The sequence below is a fragment of the Natrialbaceae archaeon AArc-T1-2 genome (genome assembly GCF_030273315.1).
Classification (GTDB): domain Archaea; phylum Halobacteriota; class Halobacteria; order Halobacteriales; family Natrialbaceae; genus Tc-Br11-E2g1.
In genome coordinates, this window is record NZ_CP127174.1 from 824,051 (window position 1) to 843,302 (window position 19,252).

The 19,252-nt window shown below is 63.1% G+C and carries 19 protein-coding genes; 15 read left to right on the forward strand and 4 right to left on the reverse strand.

What is annotated here, in order from left to right; all coding sequences use genetic code 11:
- Genes tfe through QQ977_RS04130 form a run of 3 tightly spaced genes read left to right on the forward strand, consistent with a single transcriptional unit; the run spans position 1 to position 1,962 of the window.
- The gene (gene tfe / locus QQ977_RS04120; protein ID WP_285927698.1) at positions 1-513 is read left to right on the forward strand and encodes a transcription factor E; all 513 of its coding nucleotides are present in this window, start codon (positions 1-3) and stop codon (positions 511-513) included.
- On the forward strand, positions 513-1,187 hold the full coding sequence (locus QQ977_RS04125) for a DUF2110 family protein (protein ID WP_285927699.1): 675 nt from the start codon (positions 513-515) through the stop codon (positions 1,185-1,187). The genes tfe and QQ977_RS04125 overlap by 1 nt, the downstream gene beginning before the upstream one ends.
- A 1-nt stretch (position 1,188) precedes the next feature.
- Positions 1,189-1,962, forward strand: coding sequence for a DUF5803 family protein (locus QQ977_RS04130; RefSeq protein ID WP_285927700.1), 774 nt, complete (start codon positions 1,189-1,191; stop codon positions 1,960-1,962).
- 88 nt (positions 1,963-2,050) lie between these two features.
- Here QQ977_RS04130 and QQ977_RS04135 read toward each other — a convergent pair whose 3' ends face one another.
- Positions 2,051-2,497 carry a chemotaxis protein CheW gene (locus QQ977_RS04135; RefSeq protein WP_285927701.1) on the reverse strand — a complete coding sequence of 149 codons (447 nt, stop codon included), beginning with the start codon at positions 2,495-2,497 and terminating at the stop codon, positions 2,051-2,053.
- A 123-nt stretch (positions 2,498-2,620) separates the two neighbouring features.
- Here QQ977_RS04135 and QQ977_RS04140 point away from each other — a divergent pair, with 123 nt between their 5' ends.
- The 10 genes from QQ977_RS04140 to QQ977_RS04185 all read left to right on the forward strand — a co-directional run bounded on the left by QQ977_RS04140 (position 2,621) and on the right by QQ977_RS04185 (position 13,135).
- On the forward strand, positions 2,621-3,346 hold the full coding sequence (locus tag QQ977_RS04140) for a chemotaxis protein CheW (RefSeq protein ID WP_285927702.1): 726 nt from the start codon (positions 2,621-2,623) through the stop codon (positions 3,344-3,346).
- A gap of 119 nt (positions 3,347-3,465) precedes the next feature.
- A complete protein-coding gene (locus tag QQ977_RS04145) occupies positions 3,466-3,843 on the forward strand; it encodes a response regulator (protein WP_285927703.1) in 378 nt (125 codons plus the stop codon).
- Positions 3,840-5,024 (forward strand): chemotaxis-specific protein-glutamate methyltransferase CheB, encoded by a 1,185-nt coding sequence (gene cheB / locus QQ977_RS04150; RefSeq protein ID WP_285927704.1) that lies wholly within the window; start codon positions 3,840-3,842, stop codon positions 5,022-5,024. Before QQ977_RS04145 ends, cheB begins: the two co-directional genes overlap by 4 nt.
- Positions 5,017-8,319 carry an ATP-binding protein gene (locus QQ977_RS04155; RefSeq protein WP_285927705.1) on the forward strand — a complete coding sequence of 1,101 codons (3,303 nt, stop codon included), beginning with the start codon at positions 5,017-5,019 and terminating at the stop codon, positions 8,317-8,319. Before cheB ends, QQ977_RS04155 begins: the two co-directional genes overlap by 8 nt.
- 22 nt (positions 8,320-8,341) lie before the next feature.
- Positions 8,342-8,947, forward strand: coding sequence for a chemotaxis protein CheC (locus tag QQ977_RS04160; RefSeq protein ID WP_285927706.1), 606 nt, complete (start codon positions 8,342-8,344; stop codon positions 8,945-8,947).
- The gene (locus QQ977_RS04165) at positions 8,944-10,179 is read left to right on the forward strand and encodes a chemotaxis protein CheC (protein WP_285927707.1); all 1,236 of its coding nucleotides are present in this window, start codon (positions 8,944-8,946) and stop codon (positions 10,177-10,179) included. The genes QQ977_RS04160 and QQ977_RS04165 overlap by 4 nt, the downstream gene beginning before the upstream one ends.
- Entirely contained in the window at positions 10,176-10,691 is a 516-nt protein-coding gene (locus QQ977_RS04170) for a chemotaxis protein CheD (protein ID WP_285927708.1), read from the forward strand. Before QQ977_RS04165 ends, QQ977_RS04170 begins: the two co-directional genes overlap by 4 nt.
- The gene (locus QQ977_RS04175; RefSeq protein WP_285927709.1) at positions 10,688-11,512 is read left to right on the forward strand and encodes a CheR family methyltransferase; all 825 of its coding nucleotides are present in this window, start codon (positions 10,688-10,690) and stop codon (positions 11,510-11,512) included. Before QQ977_RS04170 ends, QQ977_RS04175 begins: the two co-directional genes overlap by 4 nt.
- Before the next feature lie 146 nt (positions 11,513-11,658).
- Positions 11,659-11,901 (forward strand): hypothetical protein, encoded by a 243-nt coding sequence (locus QQ977_RS04180; protein ID WP_285927710.1) that lies wholly within the window; start codon positions 11,659-11,661, stop codon positions 11,899-11,901.
- Between the two features lie 49 nt (positions 11,902-11,950).
- Complete coding sequence (locus QQ977_RS04185) at positions 11,951-13,135, forward strand: M24 family metallopeptidase (protein ID WP_285927711.1); 1,185 nt, start codon at positions 11,951-11,953, stop codon at positions 13,133-13,135.
- Positions 13,136-13,139: 4 nt separating this feature from the next.
- On the opposite strand, the gene QQ977_RS04190 is transcribed toward QQ977_RS04185, so the two are convergent.
- The 3 genes from QQ977_RS04190 to QQ977_RS04200 are packed head-to-tail and all read right to left on the reverse strand — an operon-like array spanning position 13,140 to position 15,619.
- A complete protein-coding gene (locus QQ977_RS04190) occupies positions 13,140-14,045 on the reverse strand; it encodes an RNA-guided pseudouridylation complex pseudouridine synthase subunit Cbf5 (protein WP_285927712.1) in 906 nt (301 codons plus the stop codon).
- Positions 14,045-14,623, reverse strand: a complete 579-nt coding sequence (gene cmk / locus QQ977_RS04195; RefSeq protein WP_285927713.1) for a (d)CMP kinase — start codon at positions 14,621-14,623, stop codon at positions 14,045-14,047. Before cmk ends, QQ977_RS04190 begins: the two co-directional genes overlap by 1 nt.
- A gap of 48 nt (positions 14,624-14,671) precedes the next feature.
- Positions 14,672-15,619, reverse strand: coding sequence for a DUF106 domain-containing protein (locus tag QQ977_RS04200; RefSeq protein ID WP_285927716.1), 948 nt, complete (start codon positions 15,617-15,619; stop codon positions 14,672-14,674).
- A 281-nt stretch (positions 15,620-15,900) separates the two neighbouring features.
- Between QQ977_RS04200 and QQ977_RS04205 the strand changes: the two genes are divergently transcribed.
- Positions 15,901-17,505 (forward strand): DUF7289 family protein, encoded by a 1,605-nt coding sequence (locus QQ977_RS04205; protein WP_285927717.1) that lies wholly within the window; start codon positions 15,901-15,903, stop codon positions 17,503-17,505.
- Between the two features lie 187 nt (positions 17,506-17,692).
- Positions 17,693-19,219, forward strand: a complete 1,527-nt coding sequence (locus tag QQ977_RS04210; protein WP_285927718.1) for a DUF7289 family protein — start codon at positions 17,693-17,695, stop codon at positions 19,217-19,219.
- The last annotated feature ends 33 nt before the right edge of the window (positions 19,220-19,252 follow it).

Sequence of the window (19,252 nt, forward strand, 5' to 3'; positions counted from 1 at the left end):
ATGGCTTTTGAGGAGCTGCTCGAGGATCCGGTCGTCCAGAAGTACTTGCACGAGCTGGTCGGTCCCAAGGGGATGCCCGTCGCGGCAGCACCGCCGGACGGGGAAGTGACCGACGAGGAGCTCGCCGAAGAGCTCGACCTCGAGTTGAACGACGTTCGCCGCGCGCTGTTTATCCTCTACGAGAACGATCTCGCGTCGTACCGCCGACTGCGCGACGAGGATTCGGGGTGGCTGACCTATCTCTGGACGTTCGAGTACGACAACATTCCGGAGAATCTAGAAGAGGAGATGTACCGCCTCCACGAGGCGCTCGAGGCTCGTCAGGAGTACGAGCGAACCCACGAGTTTTACCTCTGTGAGATCTGCTCGATCCGGTTCGAGTTCGAGGAGGCGATGGACTTCGGATTCGAGTGTCCCGAGTGTGGCTCGCCGCTTGAATCGATGGACAACGACAGGCTCGTGAACGCGATGGAAGACCGAATCGCAGAGCTCGAATCCGAGCTCAACGTATAATGGTCGTACTCGCGACGAAAGTGTACGTCGACGGCGACGCACGCGAGCGCGCGCTCGATTCGTTACGGTCGCTCGTCGACAACGCCGTCGGCGACCTCGAGGTCGAGACGGACGTCGGGGTTCGCCACGACCAGTTCCCGTCGGTCACGATCGAGGGCGACGACGCCGTGGTCGCGCGCAACGTCCTCCGCGAGGAGTGGGGCGAGATCGTCCCCGATCTCGAGGCCGGCGAGAGCTACGTCGGCACGCTCGAGTCCTGGGACGAGGGCGGGTTCGTCCTCGATGCGGGCCAGCCGGTCCGGATTCCCACAGACGAGATCGGTCTCGGGCCGGGGTCGCCCTCGCAGATCCGCGAACGGTTCGGACTCGTCCAGCACGTTCCATTACGGTTCGTCTACGGCGACGACGACCCCTCGCGACTCGCCGAGGCGGAACGGGACCGACTCTACGAGTGGACCAGAAGCGAGAACGGGCGACTGAACGTAAACAGCGCCACCCGTGCGGAGGTACGGGCCACGCTCAACCGTGCCGGACACGCACGGGACGTGGTGACGATCGAACGGCTCGGTCTGCTCGAGCAAAGCGTCATCACGACCGAGGATACGGACCCGCCGGGGCTGCTCGCAAGCGTCGGGGAGTACCTCCCCGCGGAGCTACGCTGTGTCGTTCCCTAGTATGAATCGACGTCTCGTCTTCGCCGTGATCGCCGTCGCCGCGCTCGCGACGCTCGCCGGCTGTGCGGCGATCTTCGGTGGCATCTCCGACGAGGACCTCGACCGCGAACAGGAGTACGACGACCTCAAAGACCGCAACGCGGACGTCGTCATCTCCATCGAGGACGTCGGGCTGGTCCGCAGCGGCGAGTTCCGTGCGGTGTACGATCTCAACGACACCGACGAGCTCTCGCTCCATCGATCCACGTTCTACCGCGATCGGGCGATGGACGTCCACAGCGTCCGGTACTGGTACCCGAACGGGACGGAGGTGACCGGCTCGGAGCTCGACGTCGATCAGGGACGCTCGAACACCGACGTCCGGGTGCCGGACGGGAACGGCACGCTCGCCTTTACCGGCAGCGCCGGGAGTCGGACGTTCCAGCTGCCGGCGTTCAAAGCGGGGTCGTACGAAGTGATGCTTGCGGACGGCTACCGGACGTCGAACTTCCTGTTCGGGGCCGTCAGTCCGGGCGGCTACGAGCGGGAGGTCGTCGACGACCGGGAACACCTTCACTGGGAAGAAAACGGCGGAACGATCTCGCTGCGGTACTACCTCCCGCGGGACGTGACGGTGTTTACCGGGCTCGTCGTCGTGGTCGTCACCCTCGGCGGAGCTGGCGTCGCCTACTACTACCGACAGGTGAAACGGCTGCGGGAACGACGCGAGGAGATGGGCCTCGACGTCGAGATCGACGACGACGACGACAGCGGACCGCCGCCCGGAATGCGGTAACCGTACTCATACGGACCGTTGTACGTCTGTCCCGGTGCAACCGTAGAACGGTCGCGGTTTCGCCGGTACATCGGTACAGCAATCCGTATCACTCGTTGATCCGTTTCGCATCGAGCCAGAGCGCACGCTCTCTCCCGGCCTGGCGGTCGAGGTCGACCCGTCCGCGGACGAACCGGGAGTGGCCGACCGTCTTCTCGAGCGTCGACGGAGCGACGGCCGAGGGACTTCCGACGGCGTCGACGAGCCACCCGTACCGCGAGCCGTCCGCGTCGGTCGATGTGAACACCACCAGTTTCGGATCGGCCGACCGTGCTGGCGTCCCGGAGCCGACCACCCGCCCGAGATCGACGACGCGGACGCGCGTTCCGTCGGTAGTGAACTCTCCTGCGTACCAGGGGTCGGTCGCGTCGGCCGGGACGGCCTCGCGGTCGACGCCGAGTACCGACCTGACGCGATCGACGTCGACACAGTAGCGTTCTCCCTCGAGTTCGAACGGCAGCACCATCGGACCCGACTGCTCGTCGGTGTCGGTCATCTCGAGAACGTTTCTCGGTTCGGGAGATCAATCTGACGACCAGCCGCCGATCGACTGACGGCTCCGCCGAACGGGGGTCAACGTTTTGGTCGTGGAATCTGAGATACGGGTACGAACGAAATCATGTCACCGGACCTCTCCGAGACACTCCAGGGGATCAGCATCGGCGAGCCGAGCGAGGAGCGCTCCCGGGACGACGCCGACGACGAGGACCTCGAAGAACGCGAGCGGTTCGTCGTCTTCGAACTCGGGGAACGTCGTCTCGCCGTCTCCGTCGACGACGTCGGAACGACCACGGCCGTCCCGTCGTCGATAACGCGTGTGCCTCGGTCTCCGGACGCGATCGAGGGGGTGACGGATCTGCGCGGTGACGTCACGGCGGTGGTCGATCCCCGGGCGCACTTTCCGACGCACGAACCGCCCACCGCCGACCAGGATTTGCTCGTCTTCGATCGACCGAGCGATCGACAGTCGGCCGGCATCCGTGTCGACGACGTCCGCGGCGTCGAGAGCGTTCCGACGTCGAACGTCCTCCGGGACGGGGAGTTCGACGAGGGCGACCTCCTCGAGTACGGACTCGACGCCGAGTCGCTCGTCGACAGGACCGCCCATCCGCTCGTCGCCGGGATCGTCCTCACGAGCGAACGCGACGAACCGACCGAGACCGAAACTGAAGCCGATGGACTGCTCGAGGGCGACGACGAGAGCCCAGGGACGACCTTCGAACTCGAGATCGAGGACGAGGACGACGAGGAACGCGAGGACGAGTCGACGAACGTCGTCTACGAGGCGACGATGCTGATCGACGTCGAGCGGATGTTACTCGCCGCTGGTCACGAACAGGAGTAAGCTGTCGGGTCGTCGCGTTCGTTCGGTGCCGATGTCAACGCCATCACTTATCACGTCTGATAATCGGGAGACAGCATTTATGGTCGTCGTATCGCAACCGAACCATGGTGTACAATTGAATGTCGACAGGGGTGCTCATCGTAGACGACTCTCATTTTATGCGTAATTTACTGGGCCAGATCTTACAGCAGGATTACCACATCGTCGGAGAAGCCGAAAACGGCGCGAAGGCGGTCAAGATGTACAAAGAACACGACCCCGACGTCGTGATGATGGACATCGTGATGCCGAAAGCGAACGGGATCAAAGCGACCGCGGCGATCAAAAAGATCGATCCCGACGCGAAGGTTATTATGTGCACGAGCGTCGGTCAGCGAGAGAAGATGAAACTCGCCGTCAAGGCAGGTGCCGACGGCTACGTGACGAAACCGTTCGAGGAAGAGAGCGTCCGGAAAGCCCTGACAGACGTCGTGGAATCGGAACCGTCGGCTGTATGACCAGCGTACTCGTTGTCGACGACTCGCGGTTCATGCGAACAGTCGTCGGCAACGCACTCGAGCGAGCGGGCTATGAGGTCTCGCTGGCTTCGAACGGACTCGAGGCCGTCGACCGCGTCAGGACGGATCGCCCAGACGTCGTGACGATGGACGTGGAAATGCCGGAACTCGGCGGGATCGAGGCTGTCGAGCGGATCATGTCGACGTATCCGACGCCGATTCTGATGCTTAGTGCGTACACGGACGACGGTGCCGACGCGACCCTCGACGCGCTCGAACGCGGTGCCGCCGACTTCCTGCCGAAACCCGACGGCTCCTCGCGGACAGTCGTCGATCTCACGGCGGAGGTGACGGAGAAAGTCGACGAGCTCGCAGCGACGGACGTCTCCTCGCTCGCACTCGCCCGTGCCGCCGCTGCGATCGAGTCGATAGAGTTGGGGTCGAACGGACGCGATCTCGAGGCCGCCGCCGGGCCGACAGCCGCGGTCGACGCTGGGTCCGTGCCCGCGTCCGCGTCTGCGTCCGGATCCGACGCGATCGACACCGGTGACGGAACGGCAGTCGACTCGAGCGACGCAGGCGAGGAGGTCGTCGGCGACGACCCGCTCGTCGTCGTCGGTGCGTCGACTGGCGGACCGAAGATCGTCGAACAGCTACTCGCCACGTTACCCCGCGAACTCGGCGCGAAACTGCTCGTCGTCCAGCACATGCCGCCGGCGTTTACCGGACGGCTCGCCGACAGACTCGACCGGATCAGCGAGTACCGCGTTCGCGAGGCTCGCGACGGCGACCGAATCGGTCCCGGAGACGCGCTGGTCGCTCCCGGTGGCTACCACCTCGAGGTGGTAGACGGTACCGGCGGTCGCGTGCAGGTCGGCCTCGACGAGAGCGAGCCGCGACACGGCGTCAAACCCGCGATCGACGTTACGATGGAGACGGCGGCTACACGGGCCGGCGATCCCCTCGTCGGCGTCGTCCTGACGGGCATGGGACGCGACGGCGCGGCCGGGATTGAGGCGATCAAAGCCGCCGGCGGCCGGACGATCGCACAGGACGAACAAACGAGTCCGGTCTTTGGCATCCCCTGTCAGGCGATCGAAACGGGCTGTGTCGACGACGTCGTTCCAGCCGGCGCCATCGCCGACAGTATCGTCAGTGCATGCGGTGAGAACCATGAGTGAGTACGTCAGCGAGTTCGTAGAGGAGAGTCAAGAACAAATCACGGAGCTGAACAACCGGCTGCTCGAGCTCGAACGCTCCCCGGAGAACGAGGAGTCGATGGACGCCATCTTCCGGATCGCTCACACGCTCAAGGGCAACTGCGGTGCGATGGGGCTTGCCCGGGCGAGCGAGCTCGCACACGCGATCGAAGACCTCCTCGATGCGGTCCGGGCCGGCACCGTCGAGGTGTCACCCGAACTCATGGACGCCATCTTCGACGGCGTCGACGAACTCGAGGCGATGGTCGACGAGGTCGCGTCCGACGGGGAGGTCCGGACCGATCCGACGCCGACGATCGAGACGCTCCGGGCGACCCTCGACGACGAGGAGTTCTCGACGCCGGGCGACGAGGCGATCGACGCCGTCCTCGAGGGGGTCGATCCGCCGGCCGAAACCCACAGGGCCTACTTCGTGCGGCTCGCGGTCGACGAGACGGACGGTCGAAGCGGCACGCTCGTCGTCGCGGCGCTGGTCGACGCTTTCGACCTGCTCGCAACCGATCCCCCTCGAGAAGAGATCGAGGCAGGCGAGTACGGCGACGGCTTCGACGCCGTCTTCGGAACACCCGTGAGCGAAGATGCGATCGCCGCCGCGCTCGATCCAGTCGACGTCGTCGTCGAGTTCGAGATCGTCGACGTCACCGACCGGTTCGACGCGTTCGACGGTGACGCCAGCAACGAAGACGCCGGCGAGCTCTCGACGACTGACGCGGCCGAGATGGACGTCGACGAGTTACTCGACGAGTTCGACGAGTTCGACGACCTCGATCGGATGGTCGAGGACGTCGAGGACGTAAGCGCCTTCGAGGACATGGGCGACGCGGGCTCGTTCGACGACCTCCTCGCGGACGAAGACGAGATCGATCCCGGTCTCGAGCCGGGCGTCCCCAGCGTGGACGGTCCCGTCGAGGGCGAGGTGGACGACGATAGAGCCGAGACGGTCGGCGACGACGCCCCCGCTACCGCCGTCGACGAAACAGACGACCCAGCCGTAGCCGACGAGGTCGACGGCGATGCAAACGCCGTCTTCAACGAACTCAAAGACGAGGTCGAGCAGGTCGAGTTCGACGAACTGCAAGCGGAGCTCGACGACCTCGAGTTCGACGAGTACGACGAGGAGGAAGTCGGCATGGACGAGTTACTCGATGACGACGTCGACGGCGGGACATCCCTCGCGGAGGGGTCCGACGGCGACGAAATCGACGAGGTCCCCGGCGAAACGGAGTCGTCGGCTGTCGAGGCGGAACCGTCAGCAGACGACGAGACGGGGCCGTTGCCCGACGAGACGGCGGACGAAGTGTTCGCTGAGATGGCGTCGTCGGCGGACGACGAGCGAGTGGACGAAACGGTCACGATAGAGCCGTCGGCGGACGAACACGCCGGTACGGCGTCGGAGCCGGAATCGGAGAGCGACGACGAATCGACGGACGTGACGTTCCAGTTCGGCGACGTCGAATCGGCCGACGAGCACTCAGGCGAGGAGCTAGAACCGGCGTCGGAGTCGGACGCACTCGAGGCGTCGGCGGACGCCGATTGGGAGACCATCGAGACCGACGATGACGACGATCGCGTCGACGCCGACGACGCGCCGGCCGCTGGCGACGACGATGCGGAGACGAACGCGTTCGTCGACGACGGACTCGAGCCATCGACGGACGCCGGTTGGGACGTCGACTCGGCCGACGACGAGTTCGACGTCGGCTCCGGGTTCGACGAGACGACGGTCGCCGATACGTCCGACTACGAGGAGTCGTCTGCAGTTTCGGATCCGTCTCTCGAGACGGACGCGTCGACGATCGACGACGCCGACGACACCGACGACGTCGGCGAATTCGATCCACCAGCTGCCAGCGCCGGCGGCTTCACGGAGCCGGAAGCCGGCGACGACGCGTTCGACGTCGACGTCGACCTCGACGACGGCGGTTTCGACGACACACTCGAGACGGCGGCCGAGCCGGATGCGGGAACCGACGAGACGACGCCGGAGACGGAGATAGAGACAGAGACGCCGGAATCGCTCGACGAGTCGGCGTCGACGGACGTCGAGCCGCCGGAGGCCCCCGACATCTCCCTCCCCGACGTCGAGGAGACGTCGACGGCCGACGACGAGCGCGACCGGACCGCGACACAGCAGTCCGTTCGCGTCGACGCCGACCAGGTCGACTCCCTGCTCACCCTCGTCGAGGGACTGGTTACGAGCCGCGTCCGGCTGCGACACGCGATCGAGTCCGACGCGGGTCCGAAGACGGTAGAGCGGGAGCTCGACGACCTCGAGGACATCACGACGGAACTCCAGGAGACGGTGATGGACATTCGACTCGTCCCCCTCCAGTCCGTCACGAACAGACTGCCACGTGTCGTCCGCGACGTCGCCAGAGAACGGGACAAGGAGGTCTCTCTCGAGGTGTCGGGTGAGACGGTCGAACTCGACCGGAGCATCCTCGGTCGGCTCGACGATCCGTTGATCCACGTGGTCCGAAACGCCGTCGACCACGGGATCGAACCGCCGGACGAGCGCGAGGCGGCGGGCAAACCCCGTGAGGGAACCGTCGAGCTTCGGGCCGACCGATCGCGCGATCGGGTGACGATCGAGATCGAAGACGACGGCAGCGGGCTCGACCCCGACCGGCTCCGGGACGAGGCCGTCGACGCCGGCGTCGTAAGCGAGACGGAAGCTACGGAGCTGACCGACGAGGAGGCCCACGAGCTGATCTTCCACCCCGGGCTGTCGACGGCCGAGGAGGTCACCGACGTCAGCGGCCGCGGCGTCGGGATGGACGTCGTCAAACGAACGATCGACGAACTCGACGGCGCCGTCTCGGTCGAGAGCGAACCCGGCGACGGAACGACGTTCACGCTGACACTCCCCGTGACGGTGGCGATTACGGACGTCCTGTTCGTCGAAAGCGGCGACGAGACGTTCGGCATCCCCTCGAAGGCGATCGAAGACGTCGAGACGACGACCGCACTCGAGATCGACGACGGGCGGTTACGTCGAGGAGACGACGAGGAGCTCCCGATCGTCGACCTCGCGACGGCGCTTGATACCCCCGAACCCGGAGCGGACGACGGAATGATCGTCCGCGCTCGAGAGGAGGTCCGGCCCGTCGCGATCCGCTGTGACGAGATCGGCGGTCAGCAGGAGGTCGTGGTCAAACCGTTCGAAGGGTTCATGGCCGACATTCCGGGGCTAAGCGGTGCGACCGTCCGGGGTCGTGGCGAAGTGGTTAACATTCTGGACGTGAAGACACTATGATCGAGAGTGCACGGAGGAACCTATGACGCTGAAAGTCGACATCCGAAAACTGAGTTTGATAAACGAAATGGCGAAAGTCGGGACGAACGGCGTGGCCGACAACATGGGAAAGCTGACCGGCAAAGACGCCAGAATGGAGGTCACGACGACGAACTTCATCGACGTCGACGACCTCGGTTCCCAGCTCGAGCCCGGCAAGCGCGTCGGCGTTCGCGTTCGGCTGCTCGATCCCCCACACGGACACATTCTCGTTCTCTTTCCCGAAGCGAGTGCGAAGAAAATCACGGCGCTCATGCTCCGGGACGTCACCGACGACATGTCGAACGTCTCGGGGAAGATGGCACGAAGCGCCGTCGAGGAGATGGGCAACATGATGGCAAGTGGCTTCATCGACGGCTGGGCAGACGTTCTGGGACGGGCGATCGACATCGCTGCTCCCCAGCTCGTCTACGCCCCCGTCGACGAGATCGTCGTCCGGACCGCCGAACGGGACGGTGACGACCTCGCGTTGTTCTTCGACTCGGATCTCACCGTTCCGAGTTACCAGATCGAAGCCGAGATCTACGCGTTTCCCGACCTGGAAGCGTTCGTCGAGATGATAAACGGTATGGACGTGACCGAAGCATGAAACTCGACACCGACGCACTCGGGACGTTTTATCGGATCGCCAGGGAAGGCGCTGGACTCGCGGCCGGCAGGCTGACGCGGCTGACCGGCGTCGATACCAGAGTCGGCGTGACGAAGGTCAACTTCACGCGCGGGGCGGACATTCGCCGAGACTTCACGGACGGCGCGGAGAAGGTCGGCGTCCGGGTCGAACTCAGCGGCGGTCTCGACGGCTACTCGCTCATCGTCTTCGATCGAGACAGCGCTGTACAGATCGTCGAGACGATCGTCTCGGCCTCCGACGTCGAAGACGTCGAGGAGATGGACAAAAGCGCCACGACCGAGGTCGGCCACATCATAAACAGCGGTCTGATCGACGGCTGGGCGGACGTCCTCGAGACCGCGATCGAACTCTCGACACCGGAGTACGTCGTGGGAGCCTCCGCCGAGCCGTTCGTCGACGACATCGACCACGCGCCCGGAGACGACGACCTCGCGTTGCTCTTTCAGAGCACTATCGAGGCCGTCGGCACCGAGATCGGGTTCGACCACTATCTGTTTCCCGAACGCGAGTCGATGGCGTCGCTGCTCGAGCAACTTCGGACGAGCGAGGGTATCGACTACGACAAACTCGACGGCTTCGATCGGATGGCCGAGCAGGGCGCAGAGGAGGTCGCGGAGACGGCGACGACGCTGACCGGAATCGACACGACCGTCGAGATTCGTCGACTGAACTTCGTCTCGCTCGAGACCATTCCCGAGACCGTCGCGAACGAGACCCTCGTCGGCGTCGCCTTCGAATTCGACGGCACCCCGAGTGGGTATCTGCTCTTTCTGTTCGACGAGGAGTCGGCCCACGAGATCGTCGACGCGATGGTCCCGACCGCGACCGACGCGGACGGATTCGACGAGATGGGACAAAGCGCTATCATGGAACTCGGAAACATCATGGCGAGTGGCTTTCTGGACGGCTGGGCGAACGTCCTCGATACGACGATCGACCACTCGACGCCGGAGTTCGTCCACGATACCGGCGCTGCGGCGGTCGATCCGGTCGTCGTTCAACTCGGCGAAAGCCAGGAATTCGCGTTCGTCTTCGACACCGTCGTGACGGCCGACGGACGCGACCTCGATTGCCAGATCTACGCGATTCCCGACGAGGACGACCTCGAGCGCGCGCTCGACGATCTCGACACCGACCGCATCGACGACACGCCGACGACCGCGGAGTTCGAAGAGATCGAAAACGCATGAAAACGTACGGAACCGAACCCGGCGCACCCGATCCGGTACAGGTCGGCATCGCAGAGCTCGTCGTCAGCGACGGCGACGACACGCTTCGGTCGTACGGACTCGGATCGTGTCTGGCAATCGCCCTCTACGAGCCCGATACCGGCATCGGCGGACTCGCACACGTGATGCTACCGAACGGCGACGAGGTCGAAACCAGCGACGAAACGCCCGGCAAGTACGCAGACACCGCAATCCGGGCGTTACTTCGACGGATGGTCGAACGCGGAGCGAGTTACGTCGACGTCGAAGCGAAGATCGCAGGTGGAAGCGACATGTTCGAATTCGAAAGCTTCGACGAGGGCGTCGGAGAGCGAAACGTCGAGGCGGCACGGGCGGAACTCGAGAAACTCGGCGTCCCGCTCGTCGCCGAAGACGTCGGCGGTGACCGCGGCCGGACCGTCGAGTTCTCCCCCGGAACCGGAGTCCTCGTCGTCACATCGAGCACCGACGACGGCGGAGTGACAGAGCTGTGACGAACGAGACGGCGGCACTCGAGTCGATTCTCGAGTACGTCGAGTCGGAGTTGGCGTTCGCGAGCAGTCACTACAACGACAGCTATCTCGATCGTCGCGTCTCCTCGCGCGTTCGCCGTGCCGACGTCGGGGGATACGAGGACTACCTCGAGTTGCTCCGGACCGACCTCGACGAGCAGGAGGCCCTGCTCGACGCCTTGAGCATCAACGTCACCGGATTCTTTCGCAACCCCGACGTCTGGGAGGGCATCCGCGACGTGTTGCGAACGCTTTCTGACGACCGAAAGCGCGGTCGGATCCGCGCCTGGAGTGCGGCCTGTGCCGACGGTCGTGAGCCCTACTCACTGTCGATACTCGCACACGCGGATCCGGCTATCGACGAATCGGCCGTTCACGTTCTGGCGACGGACATCAGCGAGACGGCGCTACAGACGGCCCGCGAGGGCGTCTACGAGGACACACGGACCACCGACATCGACGATCAACTCTCGGTGTTGAAAGATTACGAACGGTTCGTCGACCGATCGGGCGACACCTTTCGCGTTCGAGACCGGGTCAAACGCTCCGTCACGTTCGAACGGCACGACCTCATCAACGACGACCCGAAATCCGACTTCGATCTGATCATCTGTCGAAACCTGTTCATCTACATCGACAACGAGTACAAGACGCCGATGCTCGAGACGATCGCGGACTCGCTTCGCCCCGGTGGCTACCTCGTGATCGGCAAATCCGAGACGATCCCCCCGTCGCTTACGTCGGTGTTTTCCGTTTGTGACGGCCGCCTTCGGATCTATCGGCGAGAGCCGACCGGTTCGTAGCCGGGATCGACGTCTCGCGTTCGTCGTAACGTCCTCGAGGTCGATTGATCACTCACGGCTGGCCTCTCGGAGCGACAGGCCGGATACCCAGTGGTCGGAGCCGAGCGAACGAAACCGTCTTGTACGCAAGCCCCGACGGATCCGGTGTGACCGAGGTTGGCATCGACCTGGCGCTGTTTCTGTTCGCCCAGCCCATCGTCGCCTGGCTCGTCTACGACGAGTTTCTCGCGTACGGCCAGGCCCCGTCGGTGGCGCTTGCACTCCTCGTCGTCCTCGCAAGCGTAGGAGCCGCCGTTCTGGTCGGTCAGCTGTTGCTCGTACTCTTTCTCCAGGCCGCGGTGATCGGACTCTACGCTGGCGTCCGCTCTCGGGTCCGGGCCGTCGGCTGATGATCGATCGATCCCACGTCGTTATAGGCCCGGACGCACACCCTCGCGTATGGACCCAGACCGCTCGACGCTGCAGGCGTATCTCGCCGAGGAAGGGCTCGACGGCTACCTCATCGACGCCGACTCCACGGATCCCGACCAGCGGTACGTCTCGGGGTTCGAAGCGCCCGATCCCTTCCAGACGCTGGTGACCGACGACGGCGTGTCCCTGCTCGTCTCGGAACTCGAGTACGGCCGCGCAGTCACGGAGGCCGACGCCGACGTCGTCGCGCGGTTGTCAGAGTACGGGTACCGGGATCTGCTCGAGGAACACGGCCGCTACGAGGCTCGCATCCGGACCGTCGCCGCCTTCCTCGCAGATCACGACGTCGACGCCGTCGCCGTTCCCAGGGGATTTCCGACCGGAACGGCAGACGGCCTACGCGAGCACGGTGTTTCGGTAACCGTCGAACCCGCGGGGATCGTCGAGGACGTTCGCGCGGTCAAGACGGCATCCGAGATAGACCACGTCCGGACGACCCAGCGAGCAAACGAGGCCGCGATGGCCACGGCCGAAACGCTGATCGCCGAAGCCGACGTCGAAGACGGCCGGCTCGTCTACGACGGCGAGACACTCACCAGCGAACGGGTCACACGAGACCTCGAGATCGAACTCCTCCGACGCGGCTGTACGCTCGAGGACACCATCGTCGCCTGTGGCGAAGACGCCGCCGATCCCCACGACCGCGGTAGCGGCCCGCTCGAGGCCGGCGAGGCGATCGTCGTCGACATCTTCCCACAGGACAAAGAGACGAAGTACTTCGCCGACATGACCCGGACGTTCCTCCGTGGTGAGCCGACCGACGAACTTCGACGGCGCTACGAGGTCGTCCACGACGCCCACCAGGCCGCCCTCGAGGCCGTCGAACCCGGCGTCACGGGCGCCGACGTCCACGACGTAGCCTGTGACGTGATCGAGACGGCCGGCTACGAAACCCTTCGGAGTAACCCCGACGCCGAAACGGGCTTTATCCACGGTACGGGCCACGGCGTCGGACTGGCGATTCACGAACGCCCCACCGTCTCGCCGGGCGGGGGCGAGCTCGAGCCCGGCCACGTGATCACGATCGAGCCCGGCCTCTACGATCCCGAGATCGGCGGCATCCGCATCGAAGACCTCGTCGTCGTCCGCGAGGACGGCTACGAGAACCTGACGGAGTATCCGATCTCGCTCGAGCCGTCCGCTCGTCGGTGAGTTCTCACACCAGGACGCGCTCGAGGTCGACGACCGTCCCCGAGTCGGCGTCGGGATCGCCGACGAGTCGACCCAGACAGACGGCCGCGTCGTTCGGTGTGAAACAGGCCACAAGGTCGTCGCAGTCGGCCGGGTCGGCCTCGAGGACGCCCGGGGCGTACACCGGAGCTCCGTTGGCGACCTCCCGGGCCGCGCTCTCGGCGATCGTCACCGCCGGCAGGTCCGCGAGAATCCGTTCTGCCGGCTCGACGGCGTCGTACAGCGGTCCGGGATCGTCGTCCTCGAGCCAGAACGCGAGTGCGTCGACGAGGTCGTAGGCGCTGTGAAGCTCTCGGTCGTCGAACGGCTCGGTCGCGGTCCGGCGTAAGTCGCCCATGTGAGCGCCCGTTCCAAGCGCCAGTCCGAGGTCGTGACAGAGTTTGCGGACGTAGGTCCCGCTCTCACAGCGGATCCGCACGAGTGCTTGCCGATCGTCGGTCTCGAGCAACTCGAGTGCGTGGATCTCGCGGGTTCGCAGCCGACGGGCGACGGCGCTCTTTCGGGGTGGCTTCTGGTAGATCTCGCCTTCGAACTCGGCGATGACGGCCTCGGCGTCGGCCGGCACGGGGGCGTGACACTCCAGCACGGTGACGTACTCCTTTTTCCCCTCGAGAAACACCGGCGCGAGCCTGGTCGCCGTTCCGAGCATGACCGGCAGACAGCCCGTCACCTTCGGATCGAGCGTCCCCGCGTGGGCTGCCTTTTCGACGGTCGTCGCCGCGTCGGCGTCCTCGAGTGCGTCGGCGACGGCGTCGCGGATCCAGCCGCTCACCTGGTGGGAGGAGGGTCCCGGCGGCTTGTCCAGCGCGACGACGCCGAATGCGAGCAGTTCGGCCGGCGACCGATCTTCGGGTGGGCCACGCAGACTCATCAGAAGTCGTAGTCGACGTCGGTGACGGGAGTCATCCCTTCGTCGCCCGCGGGCTCGTACTCCTCGACGGCGGTCACGAGCATATCGAGGACGGCGTCTGGCTCCCAGCGTGCGGTGTTCACCGAGAGATCGTAGATCGTCAGATCCCGGATGTCGATGTTGTAGTACTCCTCGTACCGCATGGCTTCGCTCGCCTCACGGGCTCGCGTCTCCTCGGTCGCACGCTCTGGATCTTTCCCTTCGCGGTCGGCGATGCGCTCGCCACGGACCGACGCGGGCGCGTCGAGCCAGAACCGAAAGTCCGCGTACTCGCCGGCGAGCCAGCCCGCGAGCCGGGACTCGAGCACCAGGTCGTCGCGTTCGATCGCGATCTCGCGCAGCCGACGGTCGAGATCCCGGTCGATCTCGTCGTCTTCCTCCGCGAGCTTGTTGAACTCGAGGGGGCTGTAGCCCCGTTCGTCGGCCAACTCGCGGAAGATGTCGCCGCCGCTTACGTGCTCGAGGTCGAACTCGTCGGCGAGCAACGCTGCGGTGGTGCTCTTCCCGCTGCCCGGCGGGCCGGAGACGGTAAGTAACATAGTCGATCTGTGCCGTGGCCGGTAAAAGGGGTTGTGGATCGGTCGGCGTCAGCTCGTCGAGGGCGTCATGTTGATGTTCAACGACTTTCGAAGCAGCTGGGTAAAGCCCATCGAGCACAGGAAGTACCAGACGATCCAGGCCCGGAGCGGTCCGACCACGCCCGACCCCCACTCGATGGTGCCGACCATGGGCATGACCACCGACTCTTCGATCTGGTGTGGGCCGGGATCGTGGATCTTCCACCACATCCACAGAAACAGCGGGATCGTAAAGAGCATGATCCAGACCATCGGCCGGAACTGCTCTTTGAACATCCCCATGTTCTCGGCCATCGCCTCCATCTGTTCTTCCTGGACCTGCTCCATCTCCTCGTCGATGCGCTCGAGTTCCGCTTCGCTCGCGTCGCGCTCTTTGGCCTCTTTCTTTCGTTCCTGGATCTCCTTTCGCTTCTCCTGGACGGCTTTCATCCGCTGTTGGTACTTCGCCATCCGGTCGGGATTCATCAGATTCGCCTGCAACAGCGACGAGTAAAGCCCCGTAAGCAACGCGACGGAGAGAATCACCGCGTAAAACGGCAACGCGGCGTCGAGTGGTGCAAGCAGGAGGTCGATCGTCCCGCCGACGGTGTCCCGGATCGAGTCGAACCAGTAGCCGACCATCAACAGGACGGCCCCGCCAGCCGCCATCTTGTCCCACTGGGACCATTGCGATTCTTCCTCGTCGATGTCGACGTCCGGGATACCGGTCTCGACCTCCCCGTCGAGAGCCTCGTCGAAGGCCTCCCGATCGGCGATGACGAACCCCTCCTCGCCGTCGACCAGGACGCCCTTCTCGATCAGCCGGCCCCACTGCCCACTCGAGAGTTCGTCGTTGACGTCGCCCCACGCGACCTCCCCGCCGTTCTCGTCGGCCGTCTCGCGGATCGTCTCGAGGGCGTCGGCCATCGAGGCGTCCTCGCGAACGAGGGCGTCGATCTTCTCCGCTGTACGCGTCATCTGTTCGGGACTAGGTTACGTCCGGTATACAAGCCTTTTTCTTCGCGTGGCGGCGCGTACAGGCGTCGTCGACGTCGGCTCGCAACGGCCGGCGACCCCAAATGACGCCAGAGCGGTCCCGATGGTCGGTTTCAAGCGGCCGTTGACTCGTGATGATGTGTGCCTGAACGCGGCGGGTGTCCATCAACCCGACTGCCGGCCGGTCAAACGGCCGATTGATATATACCAGTGTAATTCATGCCAACGAACATGAACGAGTTGGTCCTCGAGGGGGAGAGACAGTGACGAGCGAGCGCGCCCAGACTGCGGTGCTCGGCGTCGTCCTGCTCGTCGGCGTCGTTGCGATCGCCTCCGTCGGAATTCTCATGCTCGCTGCGGAGACGACGGAGGAACTCGAGCAGCAGGCCGAAAACGAGCGCATCGAGCAGTCGTTCGTCGAGTTGAGCCAGACGATGTCGACGACATCTGCGACCGGTGATACGACCGAAGTCGTAGACTTCGCTGCGGGTGAGCATGGTGCAGTCGTGATGACCGAGACGGGGCACATCAACATCAGCGCCGACGGTCCCGCCGACTTCGAGGAGAATATTTCGATCGGTACGATCGAGTACGAGGCCGACGACGGAACTCGGATCGCCTACCAGGCTGGCGGCGTCTTCCGGGAAACCGGTACCGAAACGCGGGTCGTCACCGCGCCGCCGATTCACTACCACGACGACACCAGCACGTTCTCGTTCCCGATCGTCGAAGTCGAAGAGGAAGCACAGATCAACTCCGGAGACGTCACGATCTCACACGCCGACACCGAGACGTACCGAAATCTCACTCGCATCGAAGACAGCGTCGTCCAGATCAACGTCACGAGTGATTACTGCGTGGGATGGGAGAACTACTTCCGAGGTCAGACCCAGGCAGGCGCTATTCAGGAGTCCTGTGACGAGAATACGGACGATCAGGTCGTTGTCGAGCTTGGGCTTACTGACCTGAAAGGTGCCTACGAGCAGGGACTCTATGCTGTTGGTGAAACAGGCGTTGATCTCCGATGCGAGTCTGCACATCAAATTATAGCTGGTCCAGTTGCAATCGAGGGGGGTGTTGACAATGATGCCAAAGAATGTATTGATGAGGATTGGAGAGACGATGCTATTGGCATTGATCCCGATGAGACACTTCCACCACTCGACAGAGTTATCGAAAAAATGAATGAATCTGTCAAAGATAGCGAGGCTAAAAGTTTCGATGGCAGTGACAACCTCGAAGGGGGGAACACCTACTATGCAGATGATGGAGTTACGATTGATGGTCAGGGTGCAAATGCTATTGAGGCAAACTTAGATGAAGGTGATATCACCCTTGTGATTGATGGAGATCTCAATATCGATGGTGAGTTAGAAATTAAAGAATATGAAGATAGCAGATCACTAGATATCTATCTAACAGGAAATTTAACTATTGACGGTACTGCAGCCACTGACGATTTCGAATTTGAGGATCCAGATGGACAACATATAAGCATATATGGAACATCATCAATGATCGTTGGCGGGCAGGGTAGCGAGTTTGAGGGAACAATCTTAGCACCTCGGCATGAGGCAGCACTTAATGAGTCTCCCAACACTGCTTATTCTGGTAATCAGGAGGACGATTGTGAAATAGAAGAGACTGGCGAATATGCAGACGTTTGTATTGATGGTGGAAATACAGAAATTGGAGGAGCAATCATTGCCGGTCCAACATTAATCAACGCTGACCAAGGGAATATCGCTCTGAGATGGGATGAGGATCTAGAGGACCACGATCCCAAGTTACCAACTGACGAAATCGTCCTCCCTCCAGATCTCACCTACTTCAACATTGTCGAACACAAGGTTGATGTAGAGAACTAATGTCCCTAGGAATACATCTCTCAGGTTATAACCATGTCGTAGTATCTTCTCCTGGGTGTTATAGAATTAAGTCACAGAAATAATCTATCTCAGAATTGGCAGGCCAGTTGAACTGCAGTCGTCCCTCTTTTCTATCTGGTGACGATAACCGAACGATACTTCACCACTGACAGTCATACTCTTCGATATGACTGCGGCGGATACCGAGTCGGGCGGCGACGAGAGAGCACAATCGGCGGTCCTCGGCGTCGTGCTCCTGATCGGTGTCGTCGCGATCGCTTCCGTCGGTCTCCTCATGCTCGCCGCGGAGACGACCGAGAGCCTCGAGCAGGATGCCGAAAACGAACGCATCGAACAGTCGTTCGTCGAGTTGAGCCAGACGATGGCGTCGACGGCCGCGACGGGAGATACGACCGAAGTGCTTGACTTCGCCGCGGGCGAACACGGCGCAGTCGTGAAGAAAGACACCGGAAACATCCACCTCGAGGGCGGCGACGTCGACACGAATCTCTCTATCGGTGCGATCGAGTACGAGGCAGACGACGGGACTCGAGTCGCCTACCAGGCCGGCGGCGTCTTCTACGAAACCGGCAACCAGACACGGCTCGTTTCCGCACCACCAGTCCACTACGATTCCGCCACCGAAACCTTCTCGTTTCCGGTGACGACGGTAAGCGGCGAGACGAGTCTCAGCTCCGGAGAGATCGCCATCAAACACGACCGAACCGATCCGCACCGGAACGCCACTGTCGTCGAGGACGACTCCGTGACGATCACGATCGAGAGCGTCTACTACCGTGGCTGGCAGGAGTACTTCGAACGACAGGCCGGTGACGCGTCGGTTCGAAACGTCACACACCCCGAAGCCGACGGTGAGCCCGGAACCGTCGAAGTCATGGTCGGGTACGTCGAGATTGACGAAGCGTTCGAAGAGGGACTGATCGTTGGTGACGACGATGGCTTCAGCGAACAGGGAAGCACTGGTCTCAGTGACGACGACTGGGACGCTGCACCGATGCCGGAACTCGACGAGATGATCGAGATGATGGTCGAGGATGCCAAAAGCGGCTCCTACGAAGGCGGCATCGACGAGGATCTCGAAACGTATGAGGGTGGCACGTTGACAAGCGGTTCGTACTACGCAGACGAAGTCGATCTCGATGAAGAACTTACCGCCGAGCTCGAGGACGGGAACGTGACGCTCATCGTCGACGGGAACGTGACGGTCGACGACGCGGCCATCGACGTCGATCCTGCTGGCACGAACAACGAGTTTAGTATCTGGACGACTGAACACGTCGACGTCAGCAGCCAAGACGCCTGTGTCAACGATTGTCCAGATTCTGCCGAGGATGCCGACGCAAGCCAGCTACAGATCTACGGTACTTCTGATTCGCACGTAAGCCTCGGTCCGGGGACGTCGACGTTCGAAGGAGCGATCTACGTCGCGGGCGATGACGACCCCGATGAAAACGTCGTCCACGATACGGGTGAGGGACAGTGTAGTTCGCAGGTGTGCATCCACTCCGACGTCGATTTCTACGGTGCGATCGTCGCCTCGTCGATCCACGCCCAGGGGGGCGAAGGAAGTATCGACTTCGGATACGATTCAGATCTCGCCGATATCGACATCTACCCGAAAGGGTACCAGCTCCCGCCTCAGCTCACGTATCTCAACGTCGTCCACCACGAGGTCGACGTCAAACAGCGATAACGATAGTATCGACAGCGGCCGTCGTTTCCAGTC